The sequence below is a fragment of the Dysgonomonas sp. 37-18 genome (genome assembly GCF_001899125.1).
Classification (GTDB): domain Bacteria; phylum Bacteroidota; class Bacteroidia; order Bacteroidales; family Dysgonomonadaceae; genus Dysgonomonas.
Genome location: NZ_MKVC01000023.1, coordinates 325,572 through 340,992 on the forward strand (window position 1 = coordinate 325,572; position 15,421 = coordinate 340,992).

Below are 15,421 nucleotides of genomic sequence, written 5' to 3' on the forward strand. Positions count from 1 at the left end.
TAATTAAATTACAATTATTTCTTTGGTTGTGTACGCTTAGCGTAACGGTTCATAAACTTATCAACACGTCCTGCTGTATCTACAAGTTTTTGTTTTCCTGTATAGAACGGGTGAGAAGAACTTGTGATTTCAAGCTTCACCAATGGATAAGTAACACCATCTATGTCGATAGTTTCTTTAGCATTGATAGTTGAACGTGAAATAAATACCTCATCGTTTGACATATCCTTGAAAGCAACCGGACGATAGTTTGCTGGATGAATATCTTTCTTCATTTTATAGTAGTTTAAATTGTTTCTTCTTTTTCAGCCGACAAAGATAGCTTTTTAATCTTATTAAAGCAAAATATTTCTTTTGAATTTTGTATTGAAAAAATGCCGTAAACTAATAATTTTTGCCTTCTTTTGTTCTAGTAAACATTTTTCAGGTTCATCTTTTACATAAAATAGAGTATTATGCGTAAATATATTTTATTTTCAGCTTTCGCTGTTCTTTCCCTTATTTCTTGCAAACAAAAAACAAATGTGGATAATTCAAATATTGATCCGTCGGGTACAACAAATATGAGTGCAGAAACGATCTCAGACGAAACAAGTTTGTACCTGCTGGTAGGTACATATACAACAGGCGAGAGCGAAGGTATTTATGTTTATCAATTTGATACCGTTTCAGGTTTTTCCAAATATAAAAGTGTGGTTAAGGTGACCAATCCATCATACCTTACTATCAATAAAGAAGGTACGCATGTTTATTCTGTTTCCGAAACCGGAGACGCAAAAGCTGCAGCCAATGCTTTCGTTTTCGATAAGAAAGATGGCACTCTAAAACTTCTAAATTCGCAATTGACAGGTGGAGCAGACCCTTGTTATATAGAGCTCGACAAAACCGACAAGCATGTTGTTACCGCTAATTATTCGGGTGGTAGTATTACAGCCTTTAATATTAATGGTGACGGAACGCTGACTACTGCTGCTCAATTGATTCGGTTTACTGGAAAAGGAGCTGATGCAGAACGTCAAAAAGCGCCTCACCTACACTGTGTACGTTATTCTCCTGATGGAAAATATTTGTTTGCCGATGATTTGGGAACAGATAAAATACATAAATTCGCGATAAATGAAAGTAATGAGGGGAACTATCTCAAAGTAGGAACACCTGCTGCTTTTGATGTAGCACCCGGATCGGGACCAAGACATCTTGATTTTCATCCGAATGGAAAGTATGCATACCTTATTAATGAACTTTCGGGCGCTGTTATCGCATTCAACTACGATGCTAACGCCGGTAATCTGACTCAGATTCAAACAATCCAAGCTGATACACTTGGCGCAAAGGGTAGTGCTGATATTCATGTGTCGCCTGACGGCAAATTCCTTTATGCATCCAACCGCCTGAAAGGAGATGGTATCGCAATATTCTCTATAAATCAGGCAGATGGTAAGTTAACCAAAGTTGGCTATCAGGAAACAGGAGTGCATCCACGTAATTTCGTGATTACTCCGAATGGTAAATTCTTATTGGTGGCAAGTCGTGATAACGATGTCATCCAAATATTCCTTATAGACAGGGCTACAGGCCTTTTGGAAAATACATATAAGGATATAGAACTGGATATGCCTGTTTGCCTGAAATTTACTTCTTTCAAGTAAGGTAAGGCTAAAAAAATATTACTTATCTTTTTATTATTCAGAAGAGAGGAGATGGTCGCCTCTTCTCTTTGCTATTTCCAACGATAACGATTAACAGTAATTCGTTTTGATATTTCGTGTCTTATTTTTCTCTACCTTTGCACCTTCAAAAAATAAAATACAGATTCGATGTTAATTGTTGACAGCTTAAAAGTTGAGTTAGGGGATAGAGTATTGTTCGATAATATCAGCTATATCATTAATGATAAAGATAAAATTGCGCTTGTTGGTAAGAATGGGGCAGGAAAGAGTACTATGCTCAAAATTCTGGCAGGTGTCAATACGCACTTCAGAGGGACGATAACCGGGCCTGATGGTGTTACCGTGGGGTATCTTCCTCAGGTAATGAAAATTACCGATGAGCGTACAGTGCGTGAAGAAGCATCTTTAGCATTCTCTTATATCTTCGATCTGCAAGCAAAGATTGAGGATATGAATAAGCAGTTGGAAACACGTACCGACTACGAATCTGATGATTATGCCAAACTGATAGATGACTTTACTCATGCCCACGAACGCTTGGCAATGGTAGAAGACGTCAACTTTGAAGGTGAAGTAGAAAAAGCATTACTTGGTCTGGGTTTTAAGCGTGCCGATCTCGATCGTCCTACCAACGAATTTAGTGGAGGATGGCGTATGCGTATCGAGCTTGCTAAACTCTTGTTGAGTAATCCGGATGTGATGTTGCTCGATGAGCCTACAAATCACCTTGATATAGAATCTATTGGTTGGCTCGAAGACTTTATAAATACTCAGGCAAAAGCTGTGGTTCTTATTTCCCACGACCGTGCTTTTATCGATGCGGTAACTACACGTACGATTGAGTTAACCATGGGGCGTATTTACGACTATAAGGTAAACTACTCTAAATATGTAGAGCTCAGACAGGAACGTCGCCAACAACAGATACATGCATGGGAGGCTCAACAAAAACAGATAGCCGAGATAGAAGAATTTATAGAACGCTTTAGAGCGCAAGCGGCTAAAGCGGTGCTTGTTCAAAGCCGTATCCGTCAATTGGAAAAGATGGAGCGTGTGGAGATAGATGAAGAAGACAAATCGCAAATCCGTATTCGCTTCCAGCCGGCTACTCGTTCAGGTAATTATCCGTTGACAGTAGATATGGTAACGAAAAAATATGATGACTATCTGGTTTTTGAAAATGCCAATCTGATGATAGAGCGTGGCGAGAAAATTGCTTTGGCAGGAAAGAACGGAGAAGGAAAATCTACATTTGTAAAATGCGTGATGGGCGAAACATCATACGATGGCAGTATACTTTTAGGACATAATGTACAGGTTGGTTATTTTGCACAGAACCAGGCTGATTTGTTAGATGAAGATCTGACAGTCTTTGAGACTATCGATCGGGTTGCCGAAGGTGATATACGTACTCAAATTCGTAATATTCTGGGAGCGTTTATGTTTAACAGGGACGATTCGGAGAAGAAAGTAAAAGTGCTTTCGGGAGGGGAGAGAACACGCTTAGCTATGATAAAGCTGTTGCTCGAACCTGTAAATCTGCTTATTCTCGATGAGCCTACAAACCATTTGGACTTGAAGACTAAAGAGGTTCTGAAGAATGCTTTACTAGACTATGATGGAACAGTTATCCTTGTTTCTCACGACCGTGATTTCTTGGATGGGCTGGTGACAAAAGTCTATGAATTTTCGGATAAAAAAGTGCGTGAGCATATCGGAGGAATCAAAGAGTTCTTGGCTAAGAAGAGAGCCTTATCTTCCTAAAAGATTGGCTTCAATATATGTTTTAGCTATCTTTGATTTCTTATTAAAAATCTTAACATAATTAGAAATGAAAAAATTATTATTATCATTACTCACAGTAAGTCTTATTTTAGCTTCTTGTGGAGGAACATCTCCTGTTAAATTTAACGATACGATTGTAAAGGCAAATGAGACGATTTCTCATGTAAGCGATTCGTATACAGAGACTCTTTCTGCGGCTATTGCTTCCGGTTCTTATGAAAGTATTGCTGCTGCAACAGATAGTGCATTGGTGAAGATTGATGCAGAACTGGATATTGTGAAAGCCTTAGAAGCTCCAAAAGGTGCAGAGGAATTTAAAAACGCTGCTTTGAAAACATACCAAGATCTAAGAGCAATCGTAGAAGCCGGAAGGAAATTTACCACTTTAACAGAAGAATCTTCGGACGAAGAGTTCGATAAAATTTCGGACGCATATGATGCTAAAATGGATGCTTATAATGCGAGTTTTGAGCAGTTAGCAAATACCCAAAAAGCTTACGCTAAGGAAGCCGGATACGAATTGAAATAAATATCTAACTAAATACAAAAGCACCTCATCTTTTTATAGATAGAGGTGCTTTTTTTATAAAGTATTATCTGTTATCTGTATTTTTAGGATTTGCTTGGTAGATTTGTCTATCTTAAATCGATCATCGGAACGTTCGCCGACAATCCACACAATATCATTTTCTGAGCAAAGTAGCCAGGCTTCTTCTTTCTCGAACAAACTAAATTTCTGATCGGTGAAATAATCGCTCACCTTTTTCTTGCCCTTCATTCCGAATGGGATAAACCAATCGCCTTGATGCCACCTTCTGAGTGTTAGCGGGAATTTTATTTTATCTTTATCCAGATAGAGAATGTTTTTATTTTTCTCTATTACAAAGCCATTATCTATTTGGATTGTTTCGATAGATAGCTGTAATGGATAGCTCATCAAGCAATCTTCTTCCCTTATCAGAAAGCTGTCTACTGAGAGTTTCTCTCTTTTCTTTATTATAAAGTATTCCCTATCCTTAATCAGCTTGTGGGTGTCGGAGTAAAATATCTTCCCGGACTGACTTATTATCGATTCAAAAATTTGTCTTACCGTTGCTGTATTAAAATTGTAAGGAGCAAGCAACTCATAGAGTATCGCTTCCGGCTCTAAATATTTAATCAGCGTTCGGATGTTGATGCTATCGTCATTCAACACATCGGCCTTTACCTGTTGGATATAAAAATTATATATATTCTCCACCTGCGATAAATGATCGCCTGTACGGATAATAGAATCTTTTACCGATGGGTTGATAGTTTCCAGTAATGGGATAATATTTAGCCTTATCTTATTACGTGTATACAAGTCCTCATTGTTGGTGCTATCATCTACATATTTCAATCCCCTGTCTTTAAGATACTCTAAGATGTCTTTTCTGCTGAGGCATAGAAGAGGGCGAATGATGTTATTGTTTTGGGCAGCTATTCCGGTCAATCCTCTAATTCCCGTTCCTCTGATCAGATTTAGCAGTATGGTTTCTACCGAATCGTCACGATGATGTGCAACTGCAATCTTATCAGCCAGGTGGATTGTTCTTATTTGTTCAAACCAGTTATATCGCAACTCTCTTGCTGCCATTTCTATCGAAATAGAATGAATTTCGGCATAGGCCTCTGTATCGAAATCTATCCTTTCATATTTAAGATTGTACTTTTGGCATAATTCTTCTACAAAAAAAGCATCACGATTAGACTCTTCTCCCCGAAGATGAAAGTTGCAATGTGCCACCACACACTTATATTTCAACGTGTGCAGGATATCCAGTAGAGCGACAGAGTCGGCTCCACCGCTAACCCCTACAATAACCTTGCTACCCTCTTCTAACAGTTGGTTCTCGTCTATATATTGTTCGACCTGTACTATATTCATAATTAAGTACAAAAGTAATATATCTTTATTTTAATTGTTTGTTGGTAATATTTTAAGATAGGAAAAATAGTGCTTTTCTACTTTTTTTGATAGCAGTTGTATATTGAGCATGTCCGAAGCCTCGGATATGTCTTTTATTGTGCCATCATTGTATAAAATATCGATGCTGTCATCCACTTCATTATACATATTCGTGTAGATAACATCTGATGAACAGAAATAGGACGCTTCATTTTCTGTAATATTAAATTCACTCATATATCGCTCTATATACTTCTGTATATAGGAGGCCGGAAGCTCTTCATTCGTTATTTCTATCTTAAACAATTTTCTGTTTACAAGGCAATCACTCAATTTGGATAATACAACATCATCGTGATCAGCCCATACCTTTAGTGCGCTCCAAATGTCATTATCATCTAACTTAACAAAGTGAAGCAGTACTTCGTCCATTTTCTTTTCGAAATAAGCTTTATCTATGTTTTTTTGCAAAAAATATTGCAAAGCAGGAGATGCAAATAAGTTAACCCCATTGTTTGTTAATTCCTTAGCTCGTATCAGAACTTTTATCAACATCTTTTCGGCGGCAACAGCCGTCTTGTGAAGGTAGACCTGCCAATACATCAACCGACGCGAGGTCAGAAAGTTTTCGATAGAGTAAATGCCTTTTGCTTCTACTACCAGTTTGTCGTTTTTTAGATCAAGCATTTTTATGATACGAGCCGAACCGATATTTCCTTCGGTTACACCTGTAAAAAAGCTATCACGGCGAAGATAGTCGAGGCGATCAACATCGAGCTGCCCGCTGACTAACTGGTGCAGGAATTTCTTTGGATAATCATTCTTGAATATTGATATACATGTGCTTAATTCCCCTTTTAGTTCTTTGTTTAGGTAATTCATAAGCGCCAAAGAAAAATCTTCGTGATGAATACCATTTGTCAACGTATGTTCTAACGCATGAGAGAAAGGCCCATGACCCACATCGTGTAACAATATGCAGGCTAACGCTCCATTTGCCTCCTCGTCTGTTATTTCATGCCCCTTTATTCGTAAAACCTTTATTGCCTCATCCATCAGGTACATAGCCCCTATGGAATGGTGTAGGCGTGTGTGTTGTGCTCCGGGATATACAAAAAAAGCTAATCCCATTTGCCTGATACGGTTTAGCCGCTGGAGGAGAGGATGCTGAATCAGTTTATATAAAAACAGGTTCGGTATCGTAATAAAACCAAAAACAGGGTCGTTGATTATCTTTTTCTTTATGGCCATCTATATTGTGAGATTATATGTATTTATTGATATTTAAACAAAGATACATCATATTTTATAAATATGTTTTTTAATATGTAGCCGTGACAAAAATAAAATTAAACGAAGTTAATATTTAACCTAATAAGTTGTATATGTATATTTTGTGTTTTATATTTGTCTCTTGAGAATGTATTAAGAAAGCAAAATTGAAGATAAAACTAAAAACAAAACTAAAAAAACTACAGCTTAAGATTCAGTATATGCTGGGATTGATAAAGACAGACGGAAATGCTGTTATAAAAGACTATCTCGAAAAAAAACATTGATTCTTTTTTGTGTCAAAATGTTTATTAATTTTGACACAAAAAAATAAAGATGGAAATTCTAGAAACGTTCTTTTTGCCTAGTGCGTGGATTGCACTTCTGACTTTATCCTTTCTGGAAATTGTACTTGGTATAGACAATATTGTATTTTTGTCTATAGTATCAGCTAAGCTTCCTGCCAAAGAGCAGCCCAAAGCCCGTACTGTGGGTCTTATTTTGGCTATGCTTTTTCGTATTGCCTTGCTCTTTTGTATATCGTGGCTGATGAAGCTCACCAAGCCTATTATTAGTTTTGATACACAATGGCTCGATGGGTCTATATCGGGGCAGAGTATCATTATATTAGTAGGAGGGCTTTTCTTGTTATATAAAAGTGTGACTGAAATACATCATAAATTAGAAGGCGAAAGTGATTCGGTTACAACCGGGTCAAAAACCAGTTTTTGGGGAGTTATTGCCCAGATCGTGGCACTTGACATTGTTTTCTCTTTTGATAGTGTACTTACTGCTGTTGGACTTGTAAGCTTCAGCGAGTTTGGCTATGTGGGGGCTATGACCATAATGGTAACGGCTGTCGTTTTGGCTGTAATGGTAATGCTGTTATTCTCCGGGCCGGTAAGCCGTTTTGTAAATGATCATCCCACTATTCAGATGTTGGGACTTTCTTTTCTGATATTGATAGGGGTTATGCTAATAGTAGAAGCAGCACATTTATCTAGCCTATCTATATTTGGAACAGTGGTGGGTGAAATACCTAAAGGATATATTTATTTTGCCATTGCATTCTCTTTGCTGGTAGAGTTTCTGAATATGAAGCTTCGCAAAAAATCAAAGCCTGTAAAGCTTATTGATTCTGAAATTGTAGAAAAAGAAAAATAATTGAATGTTCTTATATGACAAGAAGCTGCCTCATCAAAAGTGAGGTAGCCTCTTGTTTATTTTTGCAATAACTTTTTACTTTGTAACGGCAGTAAATACGACAACACGATTCCACTGATCTGTAGGGAATAGTTGTTCTTTATCTCCGCTGGCTTTGGTTGTTATTCTGCTTCTTGAGATACCATACTCTTCAATAAGCACATTAGCTACAGCCTCAGCACGTTGTTCAGAAAGTCTTTGATTGATAGCAGGTGTGCCTGTGCTCTTGTCGGCATATCCTGTTACTATAACATTTACCTGTGGATTATCCTTCAGATAACGGGCTGCATTGTAAATGTTGATATCTTGATTCTTTTCAAGTTTTGCACTACCAATATGGAATACAACAACAGCATTCATCAATACTTCTGTTTGTTCCTTGATCTCTTTCGTCTTTTCTATTACGATCTGAGGTTCAGGTTTAACGGCCAGCTCTTGTTTTAATCTGCTGATTTCCGAATCTTTGCTTCCTATTTGTCCTCTTAGTTCGTTGATCTTATCGTTCATTGATCTGATTGCAGCAGGGTCTGCTTCATCAACCATCTTAAACCCGCCTTTGGTGAAGTTGTAAGTAAGACCTATAAGAGCGCTTACAATACCATCATATTTTTTGTCGGCTACCACACCATTGAAGTTATCAGGATATAGGTTGCCTATTACCTCAAGGTTAAGGCTTACCGCTTCGCTTATACGGAAGTCTCCTTGAAATCCGACACGTGGTATAATACTGTTCGTTCTGCCTATGCTTCCCAATCCTTCGATATTATCTTTTCCAAAGCCATGAGCATAACCGATACCGGCAATACCAATCAGGTTAAAACCTCTCTCCGGGCTATAAGGCATGAATAGATTTGTTAAATTAAGCAAACCATCAACGCTTGTTTGTATGTAGTCCACTTTGTAAGTTCCGGTTTTCGCTTGTTTATTTAACGTATATTCATGATAGTTTTTCGATTGCCATCCACCTACTTGTAGACGCGCTCCGGCTACAGGTGAGAAATATTTTCCTGCCGATATAGCTACATGAGGAGTTATGATATCTCCAAACTTAGCTTTGCTATGGAATTCGCTTACGGTATAAGATCCTCCGACCTGACCTTGTATAAACCAATGATCCCAAAAAGACGTTGGGGCATAAGCCTTCTCTTGTGCAAAACTATAGCTTCCTGCTATAATGACGGAAACAATTAATAAAATAATCTTTTTCATTTTTTTTGTGTTTTAATTCCAGTCTGTAGTGTAAAAATAGAGCTGGATTGTTTTGAATCATTATGTTATGTAAGTGTTTTTTTTACATCGAACCTAAAAAAACTAGCACCAAAGCTAATATAAATATATTGTTGATGCAATAAAAATGATAAAATAAGTAAAAGTAGCGAAGGATGCAATTTATGACTTTTTGGTTATTTATTTTCGAGAATCATTTTTTTTTGATAATTTTAGACATCGAAAAAACCTCATTTTTGTACGTTCTATTAACAAGAACGAATATTTTTATATCAAATTATACTGAATTTTTATTGCAGAAAATAAAATTATATGGCTCACCTTCCTGATTTTATAAGTGATCTGGCAATTATATTAATAACTGCCGGAATAGTTACTATTATATTCAAATGGCTAAAACAACCTGTCGTATTGGGGTACATTGTTGCAGGATTTTTGGCAAGTCTCCACTTCAAAAAATTCATAGAGAAACTCGTTATAGATATATCGGGAGCATCGGATGAAAGTGTAAGATCTATATTCAAAACCCTACCTGAAATATCCGATATGGGTAATGTCGGCATCTGGGCAGAGATCGGTGTAATTTTTCTACTTTTTGCTTTGGGTCTCGAATTTAGTTTCAAAAAACTGATGGACGTTGGCGGTAAAGCTTCTATTGCTACTCTTATCAACTTGGGTTCTATGATAATAATTGGCTACCTGGCGGGGCAGCTATTCATTGTAAATCTCATAGATGATTGGACCCGGATGGATAGCATTTATCTGGGCTGTATGCTCTCTATGTCGTCTACTACTATTATCATCAAGGCTTTTAATGATATGGGGCTGCAAAAGAAAAAGTTTGCAGGAATCGTGTTCGGGATGCTTATTGTTGAGGATATTGCAGCCATCATAATGATGGTTTTGTTGACAACATTTGCATCGAGCCAGCATATAGAGAGCGGTGAATTGGCAAACAGTGTCGTAAAACTGTTCTTCTTTATGCTTATTTGGTTTATTGTAGGTATTTATATGATACCCACAATACTCAAAAAACTGAAAAAGTATTTGAATGATGAGACCTTGTTAATTGTGGCAATCGGGCTTTGCCTTGGTATGGTTCTTTTTGCTTCTATTGTTGGCTTTTCGGCCGCTTTAGGTGCTTTTATAATGGGGTCTATATTGGCAGAGACAATCGAGTCTAAACATATCGAGCACCTCATGGAGCCTTTGAAGAATCTGTTTGGTGCTGTCTTCTTCGTATCTGTGGGTATGATGATCGATCCGGCTATTATTGCCGAATATGGCGTGCTGGTGATAATTCTTACTTTGGTTGTGCTTATCGGACGGATTATTTTTGCAACATTAGGTGTCATGGCTTCGGGTGAGAGCCTGAAAGTGGCGATGCAGTCGGGATTCAGTCTCGCACAGATAGGGGAGTTCTCCTTTATTATAGCTACTTTGGGCGTTAGTCTTGGTGTTATTACAGATACACTGTATCCGATCATAGTAGCAGTGTCGGTAATTACAACATTCACTACTCCGTATTGTATTAAGCTCTCCGATACGGCATACGGCTGGTTGGAAAAGAGGGTTCCCGATAAATTTGCCAAGATTAAAGATGGATATGGAGCATCGGGATACGATACCGTGAATAAGCAAAATGACTGGAAGAAATTACTCAAAAGCATACTCACTTTAGTCGCTGTATATTTCACTATATCTTTGGCTATCTTGTTGGTGTTCCAGAATTTTATCACACCATATATTGTAGAGTACGTTCCCGGAAGTATCTGGGGGCAGATTTTAGCAGCGATTATCACACTCACTCTGATGGCTCCATTCTTGCGTGCCATTATGATGAAGAAAAATCGCTCCGAAGAGTTCAAAAATCTGTGGAAGGATAACCGACTCAACAGAGGGGCATTGGTTTCGCTGATTGTGTTCCGTATTATTATTTGTATTGTATTAGTGCTAATGGTATTGATTCCTCTATTCCCAAGGCTTACAGTATTGATGGTTATTATCTCATTGGTTGTTGTAACGTTGATTATATTCTCTCAAGGGTTTAAGGCTCAGTCCCGTAGGATCGAGGCACGATTTCTTGAAAATCTAAACCTGAAACAAAAACTAAAAGAGAAAAATGCAGCAATTCTACCAACCGTAGCGAATGACCTGCGTTCGAAGAATATTCATATCGCTGAATTTGAAATTTCTCAGTCGTTTTCCAATATCGGAAAAACCTTGCGGGAATTAGACTTTAGACAAAAAACAGGTGTAAATATTGTAACCATCGTAAGAGGATGCAATAAGATTAATATACCTGATGGGAACACACGTATATATCCATTTGATAAATTAGTTGTTTCGGGCTCCGATGAGGAAATGCAAAAGCTGTCTCAATACTTGGAGGAAAAGACCGAGCAGGATTTGCTCATGGAGGAAGAAGCCGAATATCATATATGTTTATCCCAGTATCTTGTAGAACCGGGATCTCCGCTTATTGATAAATCTATTGTAGATGCCGGTATCCGCGAAAAAACAGAATGTATGGTGATCGGTATCGATAGGGGAGATGAATCTATTATCAATTTCACTTCCGGCTTTGTGTTCCAAGAAGGCGACGTAATATGGTTGGCGGGTGAGAAAAATAAACTAAATTCGTTTGAGGAAAATATAAAAGCATCATCGATTGCATCCTAAAACTACTATTATATTATTAACCTATAAGTGTAGGTATGATAGAAATACCCGAATCGGCAACGATAAGTTCACAAGCTGAAACCATCCTGACAGGAAAACGAATAGCAAAAGTTATTCAGGCAACCAGTCCACACAAATTTACATGGTACAATGGCAACCCAGCTTTGTATCGTAATATACTTGTTGGGCGAGAAGTAGAATCAGCAAGAGGGCATGGAGCCTTTGTTGATATTATCTGCGACAAGGATACTTATATTTCGATAAGTGATGGTACAAACCTGAAATATTATACGGCAACCGAGACGTATCCGGTGAAACATCAGCTCTTGATATTGTTCGAGGATATGACATGTCTTGCTTTTACAGTATCTATGTATGGAGCCATATATGCCTATAAGGGACAGTTGCAAAATGTATATCATGCCGGAAGTCTGAACAGTATTTCCCCATTGAGCGACGCTTTTGATGAGGCGTATTTTGATTCAATCTTTGCCGGTGTACAAAAAGATATGTCGGTAAAGGCCTTACTTGGTACTCAACAACGAATTCCCGGTTTGGGTAATGGCGTTTTACAAGATGTCTTTTTCAAAGCCGGAATGCATCCCAAACGGAAAATATCTACAATGTCTGATCTCGAAAAAGGAGATTTGTTCCATTCGCTGAAGGTTACTTTGCGCAATATGACCGATAAAGGAGGCCGTGATACTGAAAAGGATTTTTATGGTAATTGGGGTAAATATAGAACCCTTTTATCCAAGAAAACATACAAAGAGCCATGCCCCATCTGTGGAATCGATATTGTAAAGGAGGCATATTTGGGTGGTACAATCTACTTTTGTCCGAGTTGTCAGAAAGAGTGAAAGTTGCCTGCCTTGTTCTCTAATTGTATTAAAAATACCTTCTTATAATATTTAAATAGATTTAAGATGTCTTGAATCAGTGAGAAAATCCCTTAAATAATTCTTATCTTTGCATCCGAAAATTTTCAGGCATCATGAATCAAAAATATCCATCAGCTTTATTAGAAAATGCAGTAAATGAATTCGCAAAGCTTCCCGGCATAGGGCGTAAAACGGCTTTGAGGTTGATTTTGCATCTGTTGAGACAGGACAATGCTATGGTGGAAGGTTTCGCTCAGGCATTGGTTTCTTTGAAGCATGAAGTAAAGTATTGCAATGTTTGTCATAATATATGTGATGACGATATTTGCCCTATCTGTTTGGATAAGTCTCGTGATGCAGCTACCATCTGTGTTGTAGAGAATATAAAAGAGGTAATGGCTATTGAGAATACAATGCAATTCAAAGGCTTGTATCATGTGTTGGGAGGTATCATATCCCCGATAGATGGAATAGGCCCTTCCGATCTGGAGATAGACAGCCTGGTGGCACGTGTAGCCAAGGGTGATGTGAAAGAAATTATTTTGGCATTGAGTACTACGATGGAAGGCGATACCACCAACTTCTATATCTATAAGAAATTATCATCTTTCGACATAAAGGTTTCCATGATTGCACGGGGGATTTCTATCGGAGATGAAATAGAATATGCAGATGAAGTAACATTGGGACGCTCTATCCTGAACAGGACATTGTTTAATGAGTCATATAAATTGTAAGAATCATAATGGAGAATAAAGAACGAAAGCTATTTAAAACATTAATGTTGTTATTCTGGGCGAACATTCTTTTGCTGTTGACTGTTTTAATATTTATATTATTCTCTAAAGGTTTAACTTTTGGTACCGCTACAAATACGAATGTTGTATTTGAACAATATACAATTCTAATATCGTTGGCTAGTATTCCAATCGCATTGAAACTATTCCATACTCAGTATCGGAGGATAGCAGAGTTGGAGCACAAGAAGTTTCTCGAGAAGTATCTTCCTGCCTATATTCTGCGTATGTTTGTGCTAGATGCGGCGGCTATATTGAACATAGCCGGACTGTATCTGTTTAATTCAAAGAACTCTGTGTATATGACAATTATAATTATATTTGCATTGTTTTTTTGTTATCCTAACCGAAAGACCTTAGAAGAAGCTAACGATACTACATCAGAAATAAAAGATTAAATAAAATGGTTATTGCAGTAGACTTTGACGGAACAATCGTCGAACATGAGTATCCCAAAATCGGACGTCCCATTCCTTTTGCAATCGAAACACTTTTGCAGTTGCAGCAAGATGGGCATATCCTTATTCTTTGGACAGTGCGAGACGGCAGCCTGTTGCAGGAAGCAGTAGATTATTGTAAAAATAAAGGGTTGCATTTTTATGCAGCTAATAAGAATTATCCCGAGGAAGATTCGTTAACAGCGTCTCGGAAATTAACAGCAGATTTGTTTATTGACGACCGCAACTTGGGAGGACTTCCTGATTGGGGGGTGATATATCATGCGATTAAAGCGATGGAAAGAGGAGACGTTTCCTTCGAAAATATAATGATGTCTTCGGGAGAAAGCCAAAGAGCGAGGAGAAGAAAGAAGAATTTCTTTATACGCTTGGGCGAAATGTTTGAGAGAGGAAGTTATTAACTACTAAGTCTTTTACAAAATGCTATTGAAAAACAAAGATATCGTTTTGCGAGCCGTAGAACCCGAAGATTTAGAAATCTTATATCGTTGGGAAAATTCTACAGTCTTGTGGTATCATGGAAATACTTTGGCCCCGTATTCCAAATTGGTGCTGAGGCAGTACATTAATGATTCTTTGGAGATGGATATATATCAAAGCAAACAATTGCGACTGATGATAGACCTCGTAGAAGAGAAAGTCACTATCGGAACCATTGATCTTTACGATATCGATGCCCACAATCGCAGAGCCGGTATTGGCATTCTCATTGATGATGACTATCGCAGAAGAGGCTTTGCCAAACAAGCTTTGGAGTTGATGAGCAACTATGCTTTCGACTTTTTGTACCTTCACCAAATATATGCATATATAGCCCAAAGCAATACCAATAGTATCAGCTTGTTTGAGAAAGCGGGGTATCAATCTGTCGGGATTTTGAAAGACTGGTTGCAAAGAGGTGAAGAGTTTGAAGATGTTTATCTTTCTCAGTTGCTTAACGATAAATAAATTATGGAAGAAGATATAAAGAAGGCTTTTGAAGTGCTTGTGTCCGGAGGATTGATTTTGTATCCTACCGATACGATATGGGGAATAGGCTGTGACGCTACCAACGAGGAAGCTGTACATCGTGTATATGAACTGAAGCGAAGGGTCGACAGTAAAGCTCTTATTACCCTGCTCGATAATCCTATCAAGCTCGATTATTATATCGATGAAGTTCCTTCTTTAGCGTGGGATCTGATAGAGTTATCCGAAAAACCATTGACCATAATTTATGATGGAGCACGAAATGTTGCGCCTAATTTGATGGCAGAAGACGGCAGTCTCGCTATCCGTGTCACAAAAGAAAAATTTTCTCAAGAGTTGTGTAAGCGTTTTCGAAAAGCCTTGGTTTCTACATCTGCTAATATCAGCGGGGAGCCTGCACCGGCTAACTTTGATGATATAAGTGAAGAGATAAAGCAAGGTGTAGATTATATTGTAAAATACAGGCAGGATGATACAAGCAAATCGAAAGCATCGAGTATCATAAAATTGGGTAAAACTGGAGAAGTGAAAATAATCAGAGAGTAGG

Annotated in this window: 15 protein-coding genes; 11 read left to right on the top strand and 4 right to left on the bottom strand. The window is 37.9% G+C overall.

The genetic code is table 11. From position 1 onward, the window contains the following. Positions 1–14: 14 nt before the first annotated feature. On the bottom strand, positions 15–275 hold the full coding sequence (locus BGO84_RS09095) for a type B 50S ribosomal protein L31 (protein WP_006843090.1): 261 nt from the start codon (positions 273–275) through the stop codon (positions 15–17). Between the two features lie 180 nt (positions 276–455). On the opposite strand from BGO84_RS09095, the gene BGO84_RS09100 reads away from it, so the two are divergent. From BGO84_RS09100 to BGO84_RS09110, 3 genes are all read left to right on the top strand, one after another. Further along, positions 456–1,649, top strand: a complete 1,194-nt coding sequence (locus BGO84_RS09100; protein WP_291028877.1) for a lactonase family protein — start codon at positions 456–458, stop codon at positions 1,647–1,649. Between the two features lie 168 nt (positions 1,650–1,817). Beyond that, positions 1,818–3,434, top strand: coding sequence for an ABC-F family ATP-binding cassette domain-containing protein (locus tag BGO84_RS09105; RefSeq protein WP_006843088.1), 1,617 nt, complete (start codon positions 1,818–1,820; stop codon positions 3,432–3,434). A 67-nt stretch (positions 3,435–3,501) separates the two neighbouring features. Further along, positions 3,502–3,984, top strand: coding sequence for a hypothetical protein (locus BGO84_RS09110; RefSeq protein WP_291028878.1), 483 nt, complete (start codon positions 3,502–3,504; stop codon positions 3,982–3,984). Between the two features lie 54 nt (positions 3,985–4,038). Here the strand turns inward: BGO84_RS09110 and tilS are convergent, their stop codons facing one another. Together tilS and BGO84_RS09120 are read right to left on the bottom strand one after the other, a co-directional pair. Continuing rightward, on the bottom strand, positions 4,039–5,364 hold the full coding sequence (tilS, locus tag BGO84_RS09115; protein WP_291028879.1) for a tRNA lysidine(34) synthetase TilS: 1,326 nt from the start codon (positions 5,362–5,364) through the stop codon (positions 4,039–4,041). 30 nt (positions 5,365–5,394) lie between these two features. Continuing rightward, a complete protein-coding gene (locus BGO84_RS09120; RefSeq protein ID WP_291028880.1) occupies positions 5,395–6,636 on the bottom strand; it encodes an HD domain-containing protein in 1,242 nt (413 codons plus the stop codon). 357 nt (positions 6,637–6,993) lie between these two features. Between BGO84_RS09120 and BGO84_RS09125 the strand changes: the two genes are divergently transcribed. Further along, positions 6,994–7,821, top strand: coding sequence for a TerC family protein (locus BGO84_RS09125; RefSeq protein ID WP_283686036.1), 828 nt, complete (start codon positions 6,994–6,996; stop codon positions 7,819–7,821). 75 nt (positions 7,822–7,896) lie between these two features. Here the strand turns inward: BGO84_RS09125 and BGO84_RS09130 are convergent, their stop codons facing one another. After that, the gene (locus tag BGO84_RS09130; RefSeq protein ID WP_291028881.1) at positions 7,897–9,069 is read right to left on the bottom strand and encodes an OmpA family protein; all 1,173 of its coding nucleotides are present in this window, start codon (positions 9,067–9,069) and stop codon (positions 7,897–7,899) included. 330 nt (positions 9,070–9,399) lie between these two features. Between BGO84_RS09130 and BGO84_RS09135 the strand changes: the two genes are divergently transcribed. From BGO84_RS09135 to BGO84_RS09165, 7 genes are all read left to right on the top strand, one after another. Beyond that, positions 9,400–11,769 (top strand): cation:proton antiporter, encoded by a 2,370-nt coding sequence (locus tag BGO84_RS09135; RefSeq protein ID WP_283686038.1) that lies wholly within the window; start codon positions 9,400–9,402, stop codon positions 11,767–11,769. 35 nt (positions 11,770–11,804) lie between these two features. Further along, complete coding sequence (locus tag BGO84_RS09140) at positions 11,805–12,629, top strand: endonuclease VIII (RefSeq protein ID WP_291028882.1); 825 nt, start codon at positions 11,805–11,807, stop codon at positions 12,627–12,629. A 134-nt stretch (positions 12,630–12,763) separates the two neighbouring features. Next, the gene (gene recR, locus BGO84_RS09145; protein WP_283686040.1) at positions 12,764–13,387 is read left to right on the top strand and encodes a recombination mediator RecR; all 624 of its coding nucleotides are present in this window, start codon (positions 12,764–12,766) and stop codon (positions 13,385–13,387) included. 8 nt (positions 13,388–13,395) lie between these two features. Then, entirely contained in the window at positions 13,396–13,845 is a 450-nt protein-coding gene (locus BGO84_RS09150; protein WP_291028883.1) for a hypothetical protein, read from the top strand. A 5-nt stretch (positions 13,846–13,850) separates the two neighbouring features. Beyond that, on the top strand, positions 13,851–14,306 hold the full coding sequence (locus BGO84_RS09155) for a BT0820 family HAD-type phosphatase (protein WP_291028884.1): 456 nt from the start codon (positions 13,851–13,853) through the stop codon (positions 14,304–14,306). 19 nt (positions 14,307–14,325) lie between these two features. Beyond that, positions 14,326–14,853 (top strand): GNAT family N-acetyltransferase, encoded by a 528-nt coding sequence (locus BGO84_RS09160; RefSeq protein WP_283686042.1) that lies wholly within the window; start codon positions 14,326–14,328, stop codon positions 14,851–14,853. Positions 14,854–14,856: 3 nt separating this feature from the next. Beyond that, on the top strand, positions 14,857–15,420 hold the full coding sequence (locus BGO84_RS09165; protein WP_252636800.1) for an L-threonylcarbamoyladenylate synthase: 564 nt from the start codon (positions 14,857–14,859) through the stop codon (positions 15,418–15,420). Position 15,421: the final 1 nt, after the last annotated feature.

Coding starts and splice junctions, on each gene's coding strand:
- BGO84_RS09095 (WP_006843090.1), bottom strand. CDS start 275: ATGAAGAAAGATATTCATCCAGCAAACTATCGTCCGGTTGCTTTCAAG.
- BGO84_RS09100 (WP_291028877.1), top strand. CDS start 456: ATGCGTAAATATATTTTATTTTCAGCTTTCGCTGTTCTTTCCCTTATT.
- BGO84_RS09105 (WP_006843088.1), top strand. CDS start 1,818: ATGTTAATTGTTGACAGCTTAAAAGTTGAGTTAGGGGATAGAGTATTG.
- BGO84_RS09110 (WP_291028878.1), top strand. CDS start 3,502: ATGAAAAAATTATTATTATCATTACTCACAGTAAGTCTTATTTTAGCT.
- tilS (WP_291028879.1), bottom strand. CDS start 5,364: ATGAATATAGTACAGGTCGAACAATATATAGACGAGAACCAACTGTTA.
- BGO84_RS09120 (WP_291028880.1), bottom strand. CDS start 6,636: ATGGCCATAAAGAAAAAGATAATCAACGACCCTGTTTTTGGTTTTATT.
- BGO84_RS09125 (WP_283686036.1), top strand. CDS start 6,994: ATGGAAATTCTAGAAACGTTCTTTTTGCCTAGTGCGTGGATTGCACTT.
- BGO84_RS09130 (WP_291028881.1), bottom strand. CDS start 9,069: ATGAAAAAGATTATTTTATTAATTGTTTCCGTCATTATAGCAGGAAGC.
- BGO84_RS09135 (WP_283686038.1), top strand. CDS start 9,400: ATGGCTCACCTTCCTGATTTTATAAGTGATCTGGCAATTATATTAATA.
- BGO84_RS09140 (WP_291028882.1), top strand. CDS start 11,805: ATGATAGAAATACCCGAATCGGCAACGATAAGTTCACAAGCTGAAACC.
- recR (WP_283686040.1), top strand. CDS start 12,764: ATGAATCAAAAATATCCATCAGCTTTATTAGAAAATGCAGTAAATGAA.
- BGO84_RS09150 (WP_291028883.1), top strand. CDS start 13,396: ATGGAGAATAAAGAACGAAAGCTATTTAAAACATTAATGTTGTTATTC.
- BGO84_RS09155 (WP_291028884.1), top strand. CDS start 13,851: ATGGTTATTGCAGTAGACTTTGACGGAACAATCGTCGAACATGAGTAT.
- BGO84_RS09160 (WP_283686042.1), top strand. CDS start 14,326: ATGCTATTGAAAAACAAAGATATCGTTTTGCGAGCCGTAGAACCCGAA.
- BGO84_RS09165 (WP_252636800.1), top strand. CDS start 14,857: ATGGAAGAAGATATAAAGAAGGCTTTTGAAGTGCTTGTGTCCGGAGGA.